An 18,184-nucleotide genomic window follows, 5' to 3' on the forward strand; every position below is an offset into this window, starting at 1 on the left:
TGAAAGACAATGCTTAATACAATACCAGAAGCATTAGAGGCTTTGAAGGCTGGGAAAATCATTATTGTTGTCGATGATGAAGATCGCGAAAATGAAGGAGACTTTGTTGCCCTCGCTGAACATGCAACACCAGAGGTTATTAATTATATGGCAAAAGAGGGTAGAGGTTTAATATGTACTCCACTTTCACCCTCTATCACAGCAAAATTAGGATTGGATGACATGGTCACACGTAATACAGATCCACATGGTACTGCTTTTACGGTTAGTGTTGATCATGCAGATGCGACGACAGGGATTAGTGCGTATGAGCGTTCACTTACGATTAAGAAGTTAATTGATGAACGATCTGTTGCACCTGACTTCAAACGCCCTGGGCATGTCTTTCCGTTAGTAGCAAAGGATGCCGGTGTCTTAGAGCGACCTGGTCACACAGAAGCAGCTGTGGATTTAGCACGATTAGCTGGTTCATCTCCAGCAGGTGTGATCTGTGAAATTATGCTAGAAGATGGTTCAATGGCGCGTCTTCCTGCATTACAAGAAATTGCGAAAAAAGAAAACATGCCAATCATATCGATACAAGATTTAATTGCCTATCGCAAAAGATATGATAAGTTAGTTGAAAAGGAAGTAGAAATTGAACTGCCAACAAGCTATGGCGATTTCAAATTAGTTGCTTATACAGAAAAATGGACAGGTAAAGAACATTTGGCTTTAGTAAAAGGTGAGATTAATCCAGACGATACCCCGCTTGTTCGGGTCCATTCAGAGTGTTTAACTGGTGATGTATTTGGTTCACATCGCTGTGATTGTGGGCCGCAATTAGAACTTGCATTAGAACAAATTGAAGCAGCAGGTAAAGGCGTACTTGTCTACATGCGACAAGAAGGAAGAGGCATCGGACTGTTAAATAAGTTGAAAGCTTATAAACTACAAGAAGAAGGCTATGACACTGTTGAAGCAAATCACCAACTTGGCTTCCCAGACGACTTACGTGATTACGCTGTAAGTGCACAAATTTTACGAGATATTGGTATAGGAAAGCTTGCAATCTTAACAAATAATCCGCGCAAGATATCAAGCATGACAGAGTACGGATTAGAAGTAGTAGAGCGAAAAGCAATTCAGATTCCAGCACACCAAGCTAATGAAAAATATTTACAAACAAAAAAATCAAAATTAGGACACCTTTTAAAGGGCTAGGAGGAATTTATTATGGGTAAAACATTTGAAGGAAATTTAGTAGGAACAGATTTGAAAATTGGTATTGTTGTAGGGCGCTTCAACGAATTTATTACAAGTAAATTACTAGGTGGAGCAGAGGATACGTTAAGACGTCATGGCGTTAAAGAAGAAAATGTATCAATTGCATGGGTGCCAGGTGCATTTGAAATTCCGTTAGTAGCAAAGCAAATGGCTGCATCTGGTAAATATGATGCTGTCATCACATTAGGAACGGTAATCCGTGGATCAACTCCACACTTTGATTATGTTTGTTCTGAAGTTACAAAAGGAGTTTCTAGCGTATCGATGGAATCTAATCTACCTGTAATCTTTGGTGTGTTAACAACAGAGACAATCGAACAAGCAATTGAGCGTGCAGGAACTAAAGCTGGAAATAAAGGTGCTGATGCGGCGGTATCAGCAATTGAAATGGCAAACCTTTTGAATGAGTTAAAATAAATGTATTTGAATATTGAAGCGGCCTGTCGAATCTGACGGGTCGTTTTTTATATGCGCTAATTTGACAATGAAAAAAGTATCAGGTAGAATTATTTTACGCGGAAACTTAAAAAACTAACAAAGTTTCCTTGTTATACAGAAAGGATTCTTTATATGAAAAGACGTATCTTAAAAAGTGTTGCAGAAGAAATCCAAGTAACTGGTTTACGCTTTAAACTAGATGATATAGCACAAAATATAGGGATAAGTAAAAAGACGATTTATGCTCACTTTGATTCAAAAGCTGCGATTATTGATTCAATTGTTACGCAGGTTATTACAGAAACAGATGAAAAAACAAATGCGATTTTTTCAGATCAGCATCTGTCAGTTGTGGAGAAGATAAAACAGCTGATGCTTGTTATGCCAGAATATTATCAAATATACGATCGTCCAGTTTTAGACGAAATGAAACGTTACTATCCAGAAGAGTGGCAGGCAGTCCATGATTCATTAGAAGAAGATTGGAACGATTTAGAAGAATTTATTAATGGTGCTGTCATCAAAGGAGAATTAGTAACAGATTATCATATAGCAATTATTATGAAGATTTTACGTGACGCATTTCAAATGACGTTCGATCAGCGATTTTTCAAGCAAAATAATATAACAGTAGAAGAAGGATTAACAGAAGTTATTGATATCTTTTTATTTGGGATTATTCCCAGAAAGAAGTAAGAGGAGGTTTTCTAAATGGCATATATCTTTTTAGCGGTGGCAATTATTACAGAGATATTTGGTGCGTCCATGTTGAAGCTCTCTGAAGGTTTTACTAGGGCGTTACCAGTCATTGGTACAGTTATTGGTTATGGGATTTCTTTTTATTTTTTATCTTTAACGTTAAAATTACTTCCGATAAGTATCACCTACGCAACTTGGGCTGGAGTTGGAACAGCATTAACAGCTGTGATTGGCGTTCTTTTTTGGAAGGAGACCTTTTCACTGCAAACAGTGTTAGGTGTTTCAGCGATTGTTATAGGTGTAGCATTGTTAAATATGCCAAAGCTGACTTAATAAATAGTGGGAGCAACCGTTTTATATAACAGTTGCTCCCACTTTAATTTTACACTGATAGGAAAGTATAAAATTTTAGCATGGGTGAATAGCCAACGTAGTAAAAATTTTTAGGAAATCAGTATAAGTGCAACTGGGCAATCACCGGCGCCGTAAGGCTTGGTGATTGCCTAGTTTTCTTTAGCGCGGTGATTAAAGTTGTAGTCTATAGAAGAGCTTTAATTTCTTCTTCTATTTCTTCTGGAGCTGTTTTAGGTGCGAAGCGTTTGATGACTTTACCATCTTTATCAACGAGGAACTTCGTAAAATTCCATTTCACCTGATCAGTTAGCATACCAGGAGCTTCTTTTGTTAAGTAGCGAAATAGAGGATGTGCAGACTTACCATTTACATCGATTTTACTAAACATCGGAAAAGTAACCCCATAATTTAATTGACAAAATTCCTGAATATCATCATCTGTTCCAGGTTCTTGATTCATAAATTGATTACTTGGAAATCCTAATATCTCAAAACCATCTTCATTATATTTATCGTAAAGCTTTTGTAACCCTTCATACTGAGGAGTTAAACCACATTTGCTTGCAGTATTAACAATTAGTAATACCTTTCCTTGGTAATCGGATAAAGATTTATCTTCTCCAGCGATTGTTTGCACTTTATAACTGTATACTGTCATCAATCATCATTCGCCTCCCTTTAGTTGTTACTTTAAAACATAGCAATCGCCAAAGGCAAAGTCAAAATATATGTCTTACATATGAGTTTTTATTTGGTGTGAATGTAAATGATTTATATTTTTGGAGTTCCTCTGAAGTATTGGTTTGACTCCGGCCACGTGTATTACACTGGGGGGGAATTACTTTAATTTAAAAATAAAATCTAAAATGGTATATGGAACTTTCATATTGTGTGGAGGTATCAGACATTAAGCTCCATTATTTTTTGCGATTTTTCGAAAAATAGGGGATCAAGCATTAAATATAGACAAGTGTCCACGAGGAAAGTCTAGCCCCCCTATATTTATTTGTAGGAAATCAATTTAAAAGTAACTGAATTCGAAAATTTTTGTTTCTGATAAAAGTATTTTTGATATCCACACGGCCAACATGTGAATATATTTGTCGGTATTCTTTTCAATGTGTTTAGTAGTCCGATATATTAGTAAATTAACTAATTCCTGCTCACTCAAAGCTAATCCAAGTTTTAATGTATGGTTTGTCAGAAATGTCTTCAAAGATATTATACTACAACAATAAAGGATTTATATGAATGAAATATACTAGCATCAGATTTATTTTAATATAGCTCTTCTTTTCATAGTGATTACTTTGAAACTCCACATAAGTGTCACCCAAAAAACCGGTTCAACAAAATAGTTGAACCGGCGAAGTTATTAATATTAAACTGCGTTTATTGCTTCAATCTGCGTTTCTTTAGAATGCGGGAATAGAAGCTCCGCCTTCACGAGAATTTAAAAACTCGCGAACGTCTTCGCTTGTCATCGCATCAGCTAGTTGTTGGATCAATTCTGAATCCTCATTATCTTCACGCGCGACTAATGTAATCGCGAATTTATTATCTTCTTTTTCGGTAATAAGCGCATCGTCAGCTGGCGTTAAATCTAAGTTACCAGCGTGTGTTGGGTTAATGATCACGCCATCCACATCTTGATATAAACGAGTTAATGCAGCAATACCTGCTTGCTCAAAAGTAAAATTGTGTGAGTCTTCTTTAATATCGTCTAATCCATATTGTCCGCTTTCTGTTTCGTTCAATTCAATTAAATCATGTGAAGCTAACAGACGAAGGGAACGGTCTATGTTAGATGGATCATTGGCAATACCAATCGATGCATCATCAGGAAACTCTTCGACGCTCGCGTATTCTTTAGCATAAAGGCCGAAATTAGCATAATAAATCGGCTGAATCTCTGTTAATGTCGCATCTGCACCAGAGTTTTCGTTGAACTGATTCATAAATGGAACATGTTGTGAGAAGTTGGCATCAACCTCATTGTTTGCTAGTGCTTCGTTTGGTTGAATATAGTCACCCATTTCAACGATTTCTACTTCAATATTGTCTTCAGCGAGATTTTCTTTTGCAATTTCAACAACATCTAACATAGGTGATTCCACGACAGCAACGCGTATTGTTTGCTGTGTATTTTCTTCATTATTTTGATCGTCACTTGAATCTTCTGTATTCTCACTATCATTGCTATCGCTACATGCGACCAGCACAGATACTAAGGCTAACATCATAATCATAAGCCATTTTTTCATTAGTAATCTCCCCTTATCGTTTATCTATTTTTCTTGCTAATGTAATGCCGGCATATTGAATGATTTGAACAAATATAACCATTATAATGATAATATAAATCATCAAATCGGTGCGAAATTGTAGGTAACCATAACGGATGGCAAAGTCACCAATGCCACCACCGCCGACGACACCCATAATAGTTGAGTAAGATATAAAACTAATCGTTGATGTCGTCATGCTTAAGACGAGTGCTGATCGTGCTTCAACGTACAAGAATTTGAATATAATATCTTTAACTGACGCACCCATCGAAACAGCAGCTTCCATCACACCTTTAGGGACATCTAGAAGCGATTGCTCGGCAAGGCGAGAATAATGCGCGATCGCGATAATGGTCATTGGGACGGTCGCAGCTGCTGTACCAATTGCTGTTCCAATAATAAAACGGGTGAACGGAATCAAAAAGATAACGAGTAACAAGAATGGAAATGAACGAATAATGTTTACGATTAAGTTCAACGATGAAAAGACGACTTGATTTTCAAGCAATTGCCCTTTGCGACACAAAAATAAAAAGGTCCCAACTGGAAGCCCAATCAACAATGCCGCTAGGATCGAAAATCCTACCATAATAAATGTTTCACCAATCGACAACCAAATTTCTGATTGATACTCAAGTAATACCTCAGGCATGGTTGAGATCACCACCTGATTTTAACCGTTTAATAATTCCGTCGACGCTATGTTCCATTTTGTGTATACCTGTCGGTTCAATTTCGATCTCTTGGTAGACTTGCCCATCTGCCATCACCGTCACGCGTTCACAAACGCTTTGAATAACTTCCATTTCATGACTAACAATGACAATGGTGACACCAAATTCCTGGTTGATCCGCTGTAATACTTCAAGCACTTCCGCTGTCGTATTCGGATCAAGTGATGATGTTGGTTCGTCACATAGCAACACTTTAGGCTGGTTAACAATCGCGCGCGCAATTGCAACGCGTTGTTTTTGTCCGCCACTAAGCTGCCCCGGGTACTGATCTTTTAACTTATCAAGTCCGACAAACCGCAAGCTCTCCATTACCTTATCTGCTCGCTGCTTTCTCGGAACTTTAGCTAATTGTAAAGCCACAACGACATTATCAAAAACCGTTTTATTGCTGAGTAAATGATGCCCTTGAAAAATCATCGCTAGCGATTGACGTATTTGACGAATTCGCTTGCCTTTTAAAAGGTTTAGCGTTTCACCATCGATGATCACTTCTCCCTCATCAGGTTGCTCGATCAAGTTCATCATACGTACTAATGTTGATTTCCCTGCACCACTCGCGCCAATGATACCATGGATTTCGCCCGACTCAATCCGTAACGATACTGACTGAATGGCTTCAAACGATCCAAACTGTTTGCTGACATTATGTAAAATAATCATAAAAAAACCCCTTCCTTGAGTGAAAGGTGATTCAGAACAAAATTATTATAACTTATATTAATGAGGGAGTCTAATACAAAGATCTGAAGATTATAAAAATTTTAGATATTCTTATTTTAGAATTAATCAATTATTAAATTTATAGTATAAATACTATTTCATATTTAATGAAAAAACCGGTCCAACAAAATGTTTGAACCGGCAAAGTTATATTAAACTACGTTTGTTGCGCCTTCTTCTTTTTCACTCTGCTCTAATCTTGCATTAATTTCTTCTTGAGAAAGATCATGTTCTTTTACATACATATTTCGTGGTGAAACGCGACATTCGTGCGTACAACCGCGCATATATTTATGCTCATTTTCTTCTGAGCAAAGAATTTGCTTATTACATACTGGATTAGCACAATTCACATAGCGCTCACAAGGCTCGCCATCAAAGTAGTCTCTTCCAACGATGACATGTTCTTTCTGATTAATCGGAACGCTAATACGCTCGTCAAATACGTACATTTGGCCATCCCATAGTTCGCCTTGAACCTCTGGATCTTTACCGTAAGTTGCAATTCCACCGTGAAGTTGGTTGACATTTTCAAAACCTTTTTCAACTAACCAACCGGAGAATTTTTCACAACGGATACCACCAGTACAATAAGTTAATACACGCTTACCTTCAAGTTGCTCTTTATTTTCTTCAATCCACTCTGGAAGTTCGCGGAAAGTATGAATATCTGGGCGAACCGCTCCACGAAAATGACCAAGATCATATTCATAGTCGTTACGTGCATCAATTACTACAGTATTCTCATCACGCATTGCTTCATAAAATTCTTTTGGTGATAGATAATTACCAGTCGTTTCTCTAGGGTTAATATCATCTTCCAAACGTAATGTTACAAGTTCTGGTCGAGGACGAACGTGCATTTTTTTGAATGCATGACCCTCAGCTGCATCAATTTTAAACATCATGTCAGCAAAGCGTGGATCGTTGTGCATTGCTTCCATATATTTGTTAGTTGCTTCAATTGTTCCAGAAACAGTTCCGTTCATTCCTTCTTCAGCTACTAAAATCCGACCTTTTAATTCAAGTGAGTTACATAAATTTAAATGTTCTTTGGCATAAGTTTCAGGGTCTTCGATGTGTACATAATTGTAGTACAACAATACCTGATAATTTTTGTTTTCCATTGTTTTAACCACCTATTCATTCGTATTTGCAAGATACGTGTGTGTAGGGGAAAGTATTTTATCTTGTCTCTTGCAAGCACATATTATACAAAATAAATGTAACTTTAGCAACTTTTTAGTTGAAAAAGTACACGACTTAAATTTCAACGTAATTGTTTGATTTTTTTGTGAAATCGTAGTAGATTTGGAATTGTAGAAGCGATTTTTTGGTATATTTCTTTACGATCTTGTCACAATAAACGATGTAAAGGTAATATGCTTTATTTAATTACTTTTTACTTCTATTGTAAGGAGGTCGATTAATATGACTGGAACAGTAAAATGGTTTAACGCAGATAAAGGTTTCGGATTCATTGAGCAAGAAAATGGCGACGATGTATTCGTACACTTTTCAGCAATTGAAGGTGAAGGCTTCAAAACACTTAATGAAGGCCAATCGGTTGAATTTGAAGTTGTTGAAGGTGACCGTGGACCACAAGCAGCAAATGTTGTGGCTCTTTAATTTGATTTGAGAAGCTAGAGTTAAGCTGAACAAATTATTAAAAAGGTGTATCTCGCCTGAGATACACCTTTTTTCTATGAAAAGGGGATTTTTATGGATTCAAAAGAGTATGAAAAGTATATTATCGAAAATTATCAAGCCCAAGAAAAAGGAATGATTCTTTTATTTGCGCAGTGGTGCATAAATAATAATTTGGAGCCAAAAGTATTGTATAAAGAAGCCTATCCAAATCAAGATGAAAATAAAGTACTTGAAGAAGTAATGGAATTAACTGTTTCAAAAAAAGAAGCAGATGAAATAGATCACTATCTATTGTTAGATGCATTACAGGCATATGGAAATGATGATCTTGCGTTTATTGTTGCACAGTATGTTGAGAAGATGGACTAAATTGGCAATCGCTGTGATTAGTTATTCGGCGAAAATGTGGATTTTCCGGCGAACACGGAGATAATTCGGCGAAATCGCAAATAATTCGGCAAATGCCACATTAATTCAGCAAACACCGCAATAATCAATCTCTAATCAAACAACTTGATAAGGGCTTGTGTTCCGCTATCTTCTTCACCTTGTTCAGCAAGCTGCTGGTATAGCGAGAGAGATAATTCTAGCCCTGGTGTGAGCATATCCATTTCTTTCGATGCTTCTAATGCAATTCTCATATCTTTAATAAAGTGTTTTACATAAAAACCTGGCGCATAATTGCCAGCTATCATTCGTGGTGCGAGGTTTGACAATGACCAGCTCCCTGCTGCACCTGTTGTTATGCTTTCCAGAACTCGTGAAGGATCTAAACCTGCTTTTTGCGCATATGTAATAGCTTCGCACACACCAATCATGTTTGTGGCAATTGTGATTTGATTACACATTTTTGTATGTTGTCCAGCCCCGGCTGGTCCTTGGTGCACAATATTTTCCCCCATTATTTCTAAAATAGGTGAGATTGCTTCAAATGCACTCTCCTCACCACCGACCATTATTGCGAGGGTTCCGTTTTTAGCGCCAATATCTCCACCAGATACTGGAGCATCTAATGCAAATAACCCTTTTTCAGCGGAACGAGTTGCAATCGTTTCTGCTAGAAATGGACTCGAAGTAGTCATGTCGATCAAGTAACTTCCTGTTTTTGCGTTTTCAATTATGCCATCTTTACCAAAATAAACTTCTTCAACATCACTTGGATAACCTACAATGGTAATCACAACGTCAACTGCACTAGCTAGCTTAGAAACACTTTCTTGCCATTTTGCACCTTTTTCTAATAGTGCTAATGCCTTTTCTTTTGTGCGTGTGTATACATGAACATCGTATCCTGCTTCCATTAAATTACCTGCCATGCTTTTTCCCATCACACCAGTACCTACAAAGCCGACCTTTTTCTTCAAAGTACACACTCTCCCTCAAAATTTGTTATGATTATTTTAGCACATCATGAGAGGATAGTTATACAGCCAGAGAGGAGTCACTTAATTTGGAGTGGATACAAAAGTCATTTAAGAATTTAACAAAAACAGAGTTGTACGAAATTGCAAAGCTAAGAAATGAAGTATTTGTTGTTGAACAGAAGTGTAATTATCAGGATTTAGATGATTTTGATCAGCCATCAACACATTTATTTTTGTTAAACGATGATACAATTATTGCTTATATACGATTAATTCCAAGCGGTCATTTTTATAAAGAGGCTTCTTTAGGACGTGTAGTAGTGAAAAAGGAATACAGAGGTAAAGGATATGGGAAAGAACTGATCAGTCGAGGAATGCAAATTATGACTGAAGAAATGAATGAGAAAGTAATTAAAATACAAGGGGAAGCATACTTGAAGGAGTTCTACAAAACGTTCGGATTTAAAGAAATTACAGAAGAATACATAGATTACGGTCTTTGGCATATTGATATGCTCTACCACTCAAACTAAAAGGAATGAAGTAAATGAATTGGAATTTAAAAGCATTTGATGACCTAACCGCTTCACAAGTTTATAAAATTTTGCAAGCAAGAGTAGATGTATTTGTTGTGGAACAAAACTGTCCATACCGTGAGATAGATGATGTTGATCAACTTTCTATGCATTTATTTTTAGAAGAAGACAATGAAATTATTGCGTATGCTCGTTTGATTCCAAAAGATGTTTTATATCCAGAAGCATCAATTGGGCGAATTCTTGTACAGAAAAAATTCCGTCAAGATGGCTATGGAAGAGAAATTCTGAAGCAAGCAATTGCAACAATAACGAACCAGTGGAATGAAACGAAAATTAAATTACATGCACAAGTATATTTGCGCGATTTTTATCGATCCTTCGGTTTTAAGGAAGTAACAGAAGAATACCTAGAAGACGGGATTCCGCACGTTGATATGCTTTTAGACAAACTGATTTCCAGTAATTAATCGATTGAAGTTTACTGTAGCGGTTATACTAAAGATGCCTCAAAAAACTTGAAATAACAGGAGGCGTTGAAATGGTAACGCAGCAACAAATCGCTTCATGTAAAGAACAATTGTTAGAACAAAAGGCAGAAATAGAAGAGCATTTAGAAGATCATTTTGGAAACAATTATGCTCAGGTGCAGGAATCTGTAGGTGAGTTATCAAATTACGATAATCATCCGGGAGATACAGCAACAGAACTTTTTGAAAGAGAAAAAGACATTGCGCTGAATGAGCACACAGAGCAAGCGTTAAAAGATATTGAAAAAGCTTTAAACGCAATAGAACAGGGGCAGTACGGAAAATGTGAGGTATGTCAAAAAGATATTGATTTCGAAAGACTAGAGGCAATGCCGACTTCCCTGCGTTGTGTGACTCATGCAGAAGACCATGTTCCGGATAACCGTCCTGTAGAAGAGGATATTTTAGATTCTGATTTGATTCGAAACAGTGAAGGAGAGTCCACTGTTTTTGATTCAGAGGATTCGTGGCAACGTGTAAGTAAGTATGGTTCATCAGAAACCCCGTCAGACTTTTATGATACTGAAAAAACTTACCAAGACATGTTTTTTGATTCTGATGAATTGGTTAGTAGTGTAGAAGAAATTGAAGGCTTTGCTTTAAGTGATATAAAGGGGAAATTTATAGGTGTTAACGAAAAGCACGAGGCTTACGAATCATATCTGGATGAAAATGACGTAGACTCGATCATGTATGACTAGTTGATGAACCGTAAGTCCAGTCTGGGCTTGCGGTTTTTCCTATGATGAAACATTAAGGGGCGTTCCCTCGTATATACATAAGAACAAAAGGAGGAATAAAGTATGAACAATAACCAAGGATGTATCAAGTGTGGAAGTACAGATGCCGGAAAAAAAGAGGTAGCTATGACTGGAACAGGTCTTTCGAAAATGTTTGATGTACAAAATAACCAATTTATTGTTGTCTATTGTAATAATTGTGGTTATTCAGAGTTCTATAATAAGCAAGCTTCAACAGGAAGTAATATCTTTGACTTCTTTTTTGGTGGATAAGGTGAATACAAAGATTAATTAGCAGTATTCGCTCAAAAAAATCAATTATTCGATTAAAAATCCCGGTAATTCGATCAATAAAAGTGTTAATTCAATCAAAAAACATGATTATTCGATCAAACAGTGCAATTGAGAGAAGTAGCCAATACAAAAACACCACCAATCTTGGTGGTGTTTTTGTTCAGTAAAAGCGTTTAATTTTTACTATTATCTAGTAAGGTCTTGTTGTTGTGCTGTTAATGTTAATAATGTTTCTTGTTGTACACCTTCTCGATAATAGGTAATGTTAATTTGATCGCCGATTTCTGTTTCAGTATAGAGATATTCTTTTAAGGCCATCATTGATGGGATTGTAGTACCATTGATTTCTGTAATAACATCATAACGTTGAAGTCCGGCTTGATCTGCAGCAGAACCTGGTTGTACTTCTGCAATTACAACACCATCTGATACTCCGTCTTCAAGTTTTAAAGTCTGTTCTATATGTCTATCTGGCACGGTTGACAATGCAATCGCACTAATTCCAACAAATGGACGAGAAACTCTACCGTTTGTTTCTAATTGTTCCATAACCGGTTTTGCTTCATCAATTGGGATTGCGAAACCAATACCTTCTACTTGGGCTGAGGCGATTTTCATTGAATTAATGCCGATTAATTGACCATTACTATCAATTAATGCCCCACCACTGTTACCAGGGTTAATTGCTGCATCCGTTTGAATAACTTCTGTTGTCCAATCAGGTTGACCATCAGAGTTAAGGTCAACTTCAACTGCTCTTTCTAACCCACTAATAATCCCTTTTGTAACTGAACCGGCAAACTTAGTTCCCAATGGATTTCCAATTGCCATAGCAGTTTCACCTACAATAAGATCTGAAGAAGAACCCAATGTTGCAACTGTATCGATAGTGCTTCCATCGACTGTAAGGACTGCTAAATCTGTTAGTTCATCAGAACCTAATAATTCTGCATTTAACGTATCACCGTTTGATAAGATAATCTCTAATTCTGATGCACCTTCTACAACATGGTGATTTGTTACGATATAAGCTTTTCCGTCTTCTTTCTTATAAATAACACCAGATCCAGTTCCAGCTTGGTCTGATTGTGACCACAAATCAGTTGCTTGAATGTTTGTAACCCCAACTACCGTATCTGAAACATTACTTAAAGTATTCGACGAGATAGCGTCATCAGAGGTAGAGATTGGAATTGCTGTATTTTCTGTGTTTTCCTCTGTACTTGCTATATTATTCTCTGTAGAATTTGGTGTTTCATCTGCATTTGCAGGAATGACTCCTGAAAGTAATAGGATAAAACCAATTACTGCTACGGTTATCCCGCCAAATAAGCTGCTTAGAAATAATGCAAATTTACTTTGCGGCTTTTGTGCGGCCTGATTTTGATGACTAGAAATAGGCTGCATCTGATTTTTAATTTCCTCTTGCTCGTTTACACTTTCTTCATGTGTTTCAATGTTATCTGCCTCATGGGCATTATTTTGACTCTCTTGAAGATTTGATTCTTCAGTAACTTCTTTATTGTTTTGATCTTCATAGTTTGTCATGCTATATCACACCTTTTTTAAGATTATTTTCGTATAACTCTTACGTTTACATTTTTTATTCTAACGAGCAGAATTGGCAAGTTTTCGGTATAATTGTGGTAAAAGTATGTAAATACAAGTTGTGTGCATTTACTGCAGGAATATGCGAAAATGTTGGTAAGTAAAGGAGGCATAAAAATATGAAACATCATATTTTTATTGTGGAAGATGATACAAATATTCGGGACATTGTAGCTGCTTATCTAAAAAAAGAAGGTTATCACGTATCGACCATAGATAATGCAGAACAAGCATGGCAATTGTCACGTGCAGAAACGCCGGATATGTGGATATTAGATATAATGTTACCAGGTATGGATGGGTACGAATTATGCAAAAAAATTAGACAAGAAAGTGAAGTCCCTATCATCATTATCTCTGCTAAGGATGAGGAAGTAGATAAGATACTTGGTTTGGAATTAGGTAGTGATGATTACTTAACAAAGCCATTTAGTCCTAGAGAGCTTGTTGCACGAGTAAAGCGCTTGTTTAAGCGCGTGGATGCTACACATGTAGATCATGATTCCGAGCAGAAAGACTTTTTTCAAGTAGGTGACCTTAGACTTGACGCACAAGATCGACGTGTATTTTGGAAAGGTCAAGAAGTAGAAGTTACTGCAAAGGAATTTGATATGTTACATATTTTGATACGTAACCAAAATCGTGCATTTGCAAGGGAAGAATTGTTGGCACTTATCTGGGGAGAAGATTATTTTGGAAGCGATCGAGCGGTTGATGATTTAATTAAGCGCCTAAGAAAAAAGATAGATGGTTTACCAGTTGAGACGGTCTGGGGCTTTGGTTATCGTTTACGTAATGAAGAGGAATTAGAATGAAGTTACAAACACAATTAACTATTGCATTTACAACATTGCTTGTAATTATTATGTCCGTAGTTTCCGTTATGATATATTCGCTTGTTTTAGATGTTTTAATTCAAGACGAACAGGATCAATTACAAGAAAAGGGAGAAATTCTGGTTCGTTTTTTGCTAAGTGAGGCTAATGTGCAAAGTTTATCACAATGGTTAGGGGAAGAAGATTTACAATTGTTCATTTATGATCGTGATCAAGAACAGACACTTTTACGCACATCAACACTTCCGATCGATTTAATTGATTACTGGCTGGAAAATTACGATTTAACAAGTGAAGAACAGCCATTATGGAAAGCGGGAGATGAGCGGTATGTTGTGTCTATATTATCAATTTATCCTGAATTACTGAATCGCGAATTGGTTTTAGTGACACCATTGCATGATCTGCAAGAAGTGCAAAGCAACTTCTTTTATCGCATACTCATTATTTTCTTAATTGGTATTGTAATAATTGTTTTATTAAGTCATTTCTTAACAAATCGACTCGTAACCCCACTAACCAAATTGAGACATCAACTAAAGAAGATCGAAAAACGGCAATTTGATGATGTTGAAAGGGTTAAGGCAACTGGGGAAATAAAAGAAGTGGAGCAAAGCGTTACCGATATGGCGTCAGAATTGCAGCGCTATATCCAGTCGCAACGTCAATTTTTTCAGAATGCAAGCCATGAATTAAAAACGCCATTAATGACAATTCAGGGATATGCTGAAGGGATTCGGGATGGCATCTTCGCAGATAAGGAATCTGAACGTGGCTTAGAAGTAATGGTTGATGAAGTAGCCCGCTTAAAGAAAATCATTAATGAAATGATATTGTTAGCTAAATTGGACAGTGAAGAGGACATCTATAAGAAGGAACTCATAAAAGTTAGTGAATTGATTACATTAACAGTAGACCGTGCTCTACCACTTGCAAACGAAAAGAAAGTTTTGTTACAACATGAACTAAAAACAGATGCAACGATTTATGCAGATCGAGAAAAATTATTGCGAGCAATGATGAATATTGTTACCAATGGTATCAGGCACGCACATTCTTGTGTTTCTATTAAGGTGACGCATACAGTAGAGCACATACAAATTACAATAGAAGATGATGGAGACGGTATTACAGAAGAGCTTATGCCACAATTGTTCCAGCGGTTTATTAAAGGAGATGGAGGCGAAACAGGTCTTGGTCTAGCCATATCTCGTGCGATTGTAGAGCGTTCTAAAGGAACGATCACAGTAGGTCAATCTGATTTAGGTGGTGCTAAATTTACTATAAAACTCCATCTTTAAAAAAAGTTGTACTTTTATTGCTGATTTGTGATACAATTGATTGGTTATAGTCGAAAATGAACGTTTTTTAAAGAGGAGATGTAAGGGATGCAAGTAAGAGAAGATATTCGAAACATTGCAATTATTGCCCACGTTGACCATGGTAAAACAACATTAGTTGACCAATTGTTACGTTACTCAGGCACATTTCGTGAAAATGAGCATGTAGATGATCGTGCAATGGATTCAAATGATATAGAAAAAGAACGTGGAATTACTATATTGGCAAAAAATACAGCAATCAATTATAAAGATACGCACATAAATATCTTAGATACACCTGGGCACGCCGATTTTGGTGGTGAAGTAGAGCGTATTATGCGCATGGTAGACGGTGTGTTGCTTGTTGTTGATGCATATGAAGGTTGTATGCCTCAAACACGCTTTGTTTTAAAGAAAGCACTAGAACAAAAACTAACGCCTGTTGTTGTATTAAATAAAATCGATCGACCTAATGCTCGTCCAGGTCAAGTGATTGATGAGGTTTTAGATCTATTTATTGAATTAGGTGCTGACGATGATCAATTGGAATTTCCAGTCGTATATGCATCTGCATTAAATGGTACATCAGGTGAAGAGCCGGAAGAACAAGAAGAATCAATGGATGCCGTATTTACAACTATTCTTGAAAATATTCCTGCGCCTTCTGATAATTCAGAAGATCCATTACAATTCCAAATAACATTACTTGATTATAATGATTATCTCGGACGTGTTGGAATTGGGCGTATTTTCCGTGGGTCTATTAAAGTTGGGCAACAAGTTTCATTGATGAAAAAAGATGGAACAGTCAAGAACTTCCGTGTAACAAAACTGTTTGGTTTCATTGGCCTTAAAAGGATTGAAATTCAAGAAGCAAAAGCTGGAGATATTATTGCATTGTCAGGAATGGAAGATATCAACGTTGGTGAAACTGTTTGTCCAACAGATCATCAAGAAGCATTGCCAATTTTGCGCATTGATGAACCAACCTTACAGATGACTTTTGTAGTAAACAATAGTCCATTTGCTGGTAAAGAAGGTAAGTATATTACTTCTAGAAAAATTGAAGAACGTTTACTAACACAGTTAGAAACTGACGTAAGTTTACGTGTAGATCCAACGGGTTCTCCAGATGCATGGATTGTTTCTGGGCGTGGTGAACTTCACTTGTCAATTTTAATTGAGAATATGCGACGTGAAGGTTTTGAACTACAATTGTCGAAACCACAAGTTATTATCAAAGAAATTGATGGTGTACAATGTGAGCCACTTGAGCACGTGCAAGTAGACGTACCTGAAGACCATACAGGAGCTGTTATGGAGTCGTTAGGTGCTCGTAAAGGTGAAATGATTGATATGGTTAACCAAGGAAACGGTCAAGTAAGAATGGAATTTAAAGTTCCTTCTCGTGGATTAATTGGGTATTCAACTGAATTCATGACGCAAACAAGAGGTTATGGAATTATTAATCACACGTTTGACTCTTATGCACCACTTGTTCCAGGTCAAGTAGGCGGAAGACAACGCGGTGTCCTAGTAGCGTTAGAAAATGGTAAAGCATCAACTTATGGTATTATGGGTCTTGAGGACAGAGGTACTATCTTTGTTGATCCAGGTACTGAAGTTTATGGTGGAATGATTGTTGGTGAACATAACCGTGAGAATGACTTAACGGTTAATATCACAAAAGAAAAACATCTTACTAACGTCCGTTCAGCTAATAAGGATCAAACTTCTACAATTAGAAAAACAAGAACGTTAACGCTAGAAGAAGCAATCGAATACTTGAATGATGACGAGTATTGTGAAGTAACACCAGAATCGATTCGTTTGCGTAAGAAAATTTTAAATAAAAACGAACGAGAAAAAGCATCAAAAAGAAAAACAGTTTAAATAGACTTTAAAAGAAGCCAGTGAGGATTATATCTTCACTGGCTTTTTTGAAAAGTTTATTATAAAGGTCGCTGCTTCGTACTTGATATAAAATGCGCACGCTCCGCTCCTCAAATGAAATTGGCTCCCTTTCCGCAGGCACGGCTTCAGCTAACTAGGAAGCAAAGAACACTTCCTAGTGGATCTTCAGCTCGCGCTGTTCCTGCAGGAGTGTCGCCAATTTCATTTGATCCGCTAGATAGTGTGAAAAGTTTTTGATATTGCATCACAAAACCATTTTAGTACAAAAAAAGTACTGATTGTTAGCTGAGACTGAGCCCGCGGAAAGCGAATCTATTTTCTGACGTAGCGGGTTCGAAATTTAATGCGCAATTTATATAAATTGTGTCATAAACAACAATCTTTTAGAAATCTAAGAAAGTCAGGGCGAGCTTGTTTAGGTGCTCGTTTTTAGATTGAATTATGGGGAATAACATTTATATAAAAAGGAGCTGATATGTAATGCGATTTTGGAGACGGTTTAAATTTTTATTTCAGTTTAGAAAGTCGATCCCATTTCTAAAAGAATATTTTTTATCGAAAAAAGTAAAGGGTACTACAAAAGTAATGGCTATAGGCCTTATTGTTTTATACGCTGTATTTCCATTTGATCTGATCCCTGATTTTTTAATGCTCATAGGTGTGGTAGACGATGTTATGATTGCAAGCTTAGTCTTACAACAGATTGTGCGATTAGCACCAGAAGAATTAAAGGAAAAATATAATTTAACAAAGAGTGATTTGTGATATAAAACATTGACAAAAATAAGCCTTTGCACATAGACTATTGGCGTAAGGTTATTTTTTTGCCCTAACGCAAAAATTTATTGTTGAGCAAATACACAACAAGATTTTTTCTTGCAAAGGAGAGAA

At 36.7% G+C, this 18,184-nt stretch carries 21 protein-coding genes; 14 read left to right on the forward strand and 7 right to left on the reverse strand.

All coding sequences use genetic code 11. The annotated features are described in order from the left end of the window. Positions 1 to 9 precede the first annotated feature (9 nt). From D2K40_RS09530 to D2K40_RS09545, 4 genes are all read left to right on the forward strand, one after another. On the forward strand, positions 10 to 1,203 hold the full coding sequence (locus tag D2K40_RS09530; protein WP_117155371.1) for a bifunctional 3,4-dihydroxy-2-butanone-4-phosphate synthase/GTP cyclohydrolase II: 1,194 nt from the start codon (positions 10 to 12) through the stop codon (positions 1,201 to 1,203). A gap of 12 nt (positions 1,204 to 1,215) precedes the next feature. After that, a complete protein-coding gene (ribH, locus tag D2K40_RS09535; protein ID WP_117155373.1) occupies positions 1,216 to 1,683 on the forward strand; it encodes a 6,7-dimethyl-8-ribityllumazine synthase in 468 nt (155 codons plus the stop codon). A 153-nt stretch (positions 1,684 to 1,836) separates the two neighbouring features. Beyond that, entirely contained in the window at positions 1,837 to 2,400 is a 564-nt protein-coding gene (locus D2K40_RS09540; RefSeq protein ID WP_117155375.1) for a TetR/AcrR family transcriptional regulator, read from the forward strand. 15 nt (positions 2,401 to 2,415) lie between these two features. Then, a complete protein-coding gene (locus D2K40_RS09545; RefSeq protein ID WP_117155377.1) occupies positions 2,416 to 2,736 on the forward strand; it encodes a DMT family transporter in 321 nt (106 codons plus the stop codon). A gap of 205 nt (positions 2,737 to 2,941) precedes the next feature. Here D2K40_RS09545 and D2K40_RS09550 read toward each other — a convergent pair whose 3' ends face one another. The 5 genes from D2K40_RS09550 to trhO form a co-directional block, all read right to left on the reverse strand. Next, entirely contained in the window at positions 2,942 to 3,415 is a 474-nt protein-coding gene (locus D2K40_RS09550; protein ID WP_117155480.1) for a glutathione peroxidase, read from the reverse strand. A gap of 757 nt (positions 3,416 to 4,172) precedes the next feature. Further along, positions 4,173 to 5,021, reverse strand: a complete 849-nt coding sequence (locus tag D2K40_RS09555) for a MetQ/NlpA family ABC transporter substrate-binding protein (RefSeq protein WP_117155380.1) — start codon at positions 5,019 to 5,021, stop codon at positions 4,173 to 4,175. A 13-nt stretch (positions 5,022 to 5,034) separates the two neighbouring features. After that, positions 5,035 to 5,697, reverse strand: coding sequence for a methionine ABC transporter permease (locus tag D2K40_RS09560; RefSeq protein ID WP_117155382.1), 663 nt, complete (start codon positions 5,695 to 5,697; stop codon positions 5,035 to 5,037). Continuing rightward, on the reverse strand, positions 5,690 to 6,439 hold the full coding sequence (locus D2K40_RS09565) for a methionine ABC transporter ATP-binding protein (RefSeq protein WP_117155384.1): 750 nt from the start codon (positions 6,437 to 6,439) through the stop codon (positions 5,690 to 5,692). Before D2K40_RS09565 ends, D2K40_RS09560 begins: the two co-directional genes overlap by 8 nt. A gap of 212 nt (positions 6,440 to 6,651) precedes the next feature. After that, positions 6,652 to 7,626, reverse strand: a complete 975-nt coding sequence (gene trhO, locus D2K40_RS09570; protein WP_117155386.1) for an oxygen-dependent tRNA uridine(34) hydroxylase TrhO — start codon at positions 7,624 to 7,626, stop codon at positions 6,652 to 6,654. A 304-nt stretch (positions 7,627 to 7,930) separates the two neighbouring features. Between trhO and D2K40_RS09575 the strand changes: the two genes are divergently transcribed. Then, entirely contained in the window at positions 7,931 to 8,128 is a 198-nt protein-coding gene (locus D2K40_RS09575) for a cold-shock protein (RefSeq protein ID WP_117155388.1), read from the forward strand. A 93-nt stretch (positions 8,129 to 8,221) separates the two neighbouring features. Continuing rightward, positions 8,222 to 8,518 carry a hypothetical protein gene (locus tag D2K40_RS09580; protein ID WP_117155390.1) on the forward strand — a complete coding sequence of 99 codons (297 nt, stop codon included), beginning with the start codon at positions 8,222 to 8,224 and terminating at the stop codon, positions 8,516 to 8,518. Positions 8,519 to 8,649: 131 nt separating this feature from the next. On the opposite strand, the gene D2K40_RS09585 is transcribed toward D2K40_RS09580, so the two are convergent. Next, positions 8,650 to 9,513 (reverse strand): NAD(P)-dependent oxidoreductase, encoded by an 864-nt coding sequence (locus tag D2K40_RS09585; protein WP_117155392.1) that lies wholly within the window; start codon positions 9,511 to 9,513, stop codon positions 8,650 to 8,652. Positions 9,514 to 9,599: 86 nt separating this feature from the next. Between D2K40_RS09585 and D2K40_RS09590 the strand changes: the two genes are divergently transcribed. The 4 genes from D2K40_RS09590 to D2K40_RS09605 all read left to right on the forward strand — a co-directional run bounded on the left by D2K40_RS09590 (position 9,600) and on the right by D2K40_RS09605 (position 11,592). Beyond that, the gene (locus D2K40_RS09590) at positions 9,600 to 10,046 is read left to right on the forward strand and encodes a GNAT family N-acetyltransferase (protein ID WP_117155394.1); all 447 of its coding nucleotides are present in this window, start codon (positions 9,600 to 9,602) and stop codon (positions 10,044 to 10,046) included. A 14-nt stretch (positions 10,047 to 10,060) separates the two neighbouring features. Then, on the forward strand, positions 10,061 to 10,519 hold the full coding sequence (locus tag D2K40_RS09595) for a GNAT family N-acetyltransferase (RefSeq protein ID WP_117155396.1): 459 nt from the start codon (positions 10,061 to 10,063) through the stop codon (positions 10,517 to 10,519). Positions 10,520 to 10,590: 71 nt separating this feature from the next. Next, entirely contained in the window at positions 10,591 to 11,280 is a 690-nt protein-coding gene (locus D2K40_RS09600) for a TraR/DksA C4-type zinc finger protein (protein ID WP_117155398.1), read from the forward strand. A gap of 102 nt (positions 11,281 to 11,382) precedes the next feature. Continuing rightward, positions 11,383 to 11,592 carry a zinc ribbon domain-containing protein gene (locus D2K40_RS09605; RefSeq protein ID WP_117155400.1) on the forward strand — a complete coding sequence of 70 codons (210 nt, stop codon included), beginning with the start codon at positions 11,383 to 11,385 and terminating at the stop codon, positions 11,590 to 11,592. A 207-nt stretch (positions 11,593 to 11,799) separates the two neighbouring features. Here the strand turns inward: D2K40_RS09605 and D2K40_RS09610 are convergent, their stop codons facing one another. Beyond that, complete coding sequence (locus tag D2K40_RS09610) at positions 11,800 to 13,161, reverse strand: S1C family serine protease (RefSeq protein WP_229666699.1); 1,362 nt, start codon at positions 13,159 to 13,161, stop codon at positions 11,800 to 11,802. Positions 13,162 to 13,340: 179 nt separating this feature from the next. Between D2K40_RS09610 and D2K40_RS09615 the strand changes: the two genes are divergently transcribed. The 4 genes from D2K40_RS09615 to D2K40_RS09630 all read left to right on the forward strand — a co-directional run bounded on the left by D2K40_RS09615 (position 13,341) and on the right by D2K40_RS09630 (position 18,058). Further along, complete coding sequence (locus D2K40_RS09615; protein ID WP_117155402.1) at positions 13,341 to 14,036, forward strand: response regulator transcription factor; 696 nt, start codon at positions 13,341 to 13,343, stop codon at positions 14,034 to 14,036. After that, the gene (locus D2K40_RS16860) at positions 14,033 to 15,358 is read left to right on the forward strand and encodes a sensor histidine kinase (protein WP_117155404.1); all 1,326 of its coding nucleotides are present in this window, start codon (positions 14,033 to 14,035) and stop codon (positions 15,356 to 15,358) included. The genes D2K40_RS09615 and D2K40_RS16860 overlap by 4 nt, the downstream gene beginning before the upstream one ends. Positions 15,359 to 15,445: 87 nt before the next feature. After that, complete coding sequence (gene typA / locus D2K40_RS09625; RefSeq protein ID WP_117155406.1) at positions 15,446 to 17,272, forward strand: translational GTPase TypA; 1,827 nt, start codon at positions 15,446 to 15,448, stop codon at positions 17,270 to 17,272. Positions 17,273 to 17,773: 501 nt separating this feature from the next. Beyond that, positions 17,774 to 18,058, forward strand: a complete 285-nt coding sequence (locus tag D2K40_RS09630) for a YkvA family protein (RefSeq protein WP_117155408.1) — start codon at positions 17,774 to 17,776, stop codon at positions 18,056 to 18,058. Positions 18,059 to 18,184: the final 126 nt, after the last annotated feature.

The sequence above is a fragment of the Paraliobacillus quinghaiensis genome (assembly GCF_003426025.1).
GTDB lineage: Bacteria > Bacillota > Bacilli > Bacillales > Amphibacillaceae > Paraliobacillus_A > Paraliobacillus_A quinghaiensis.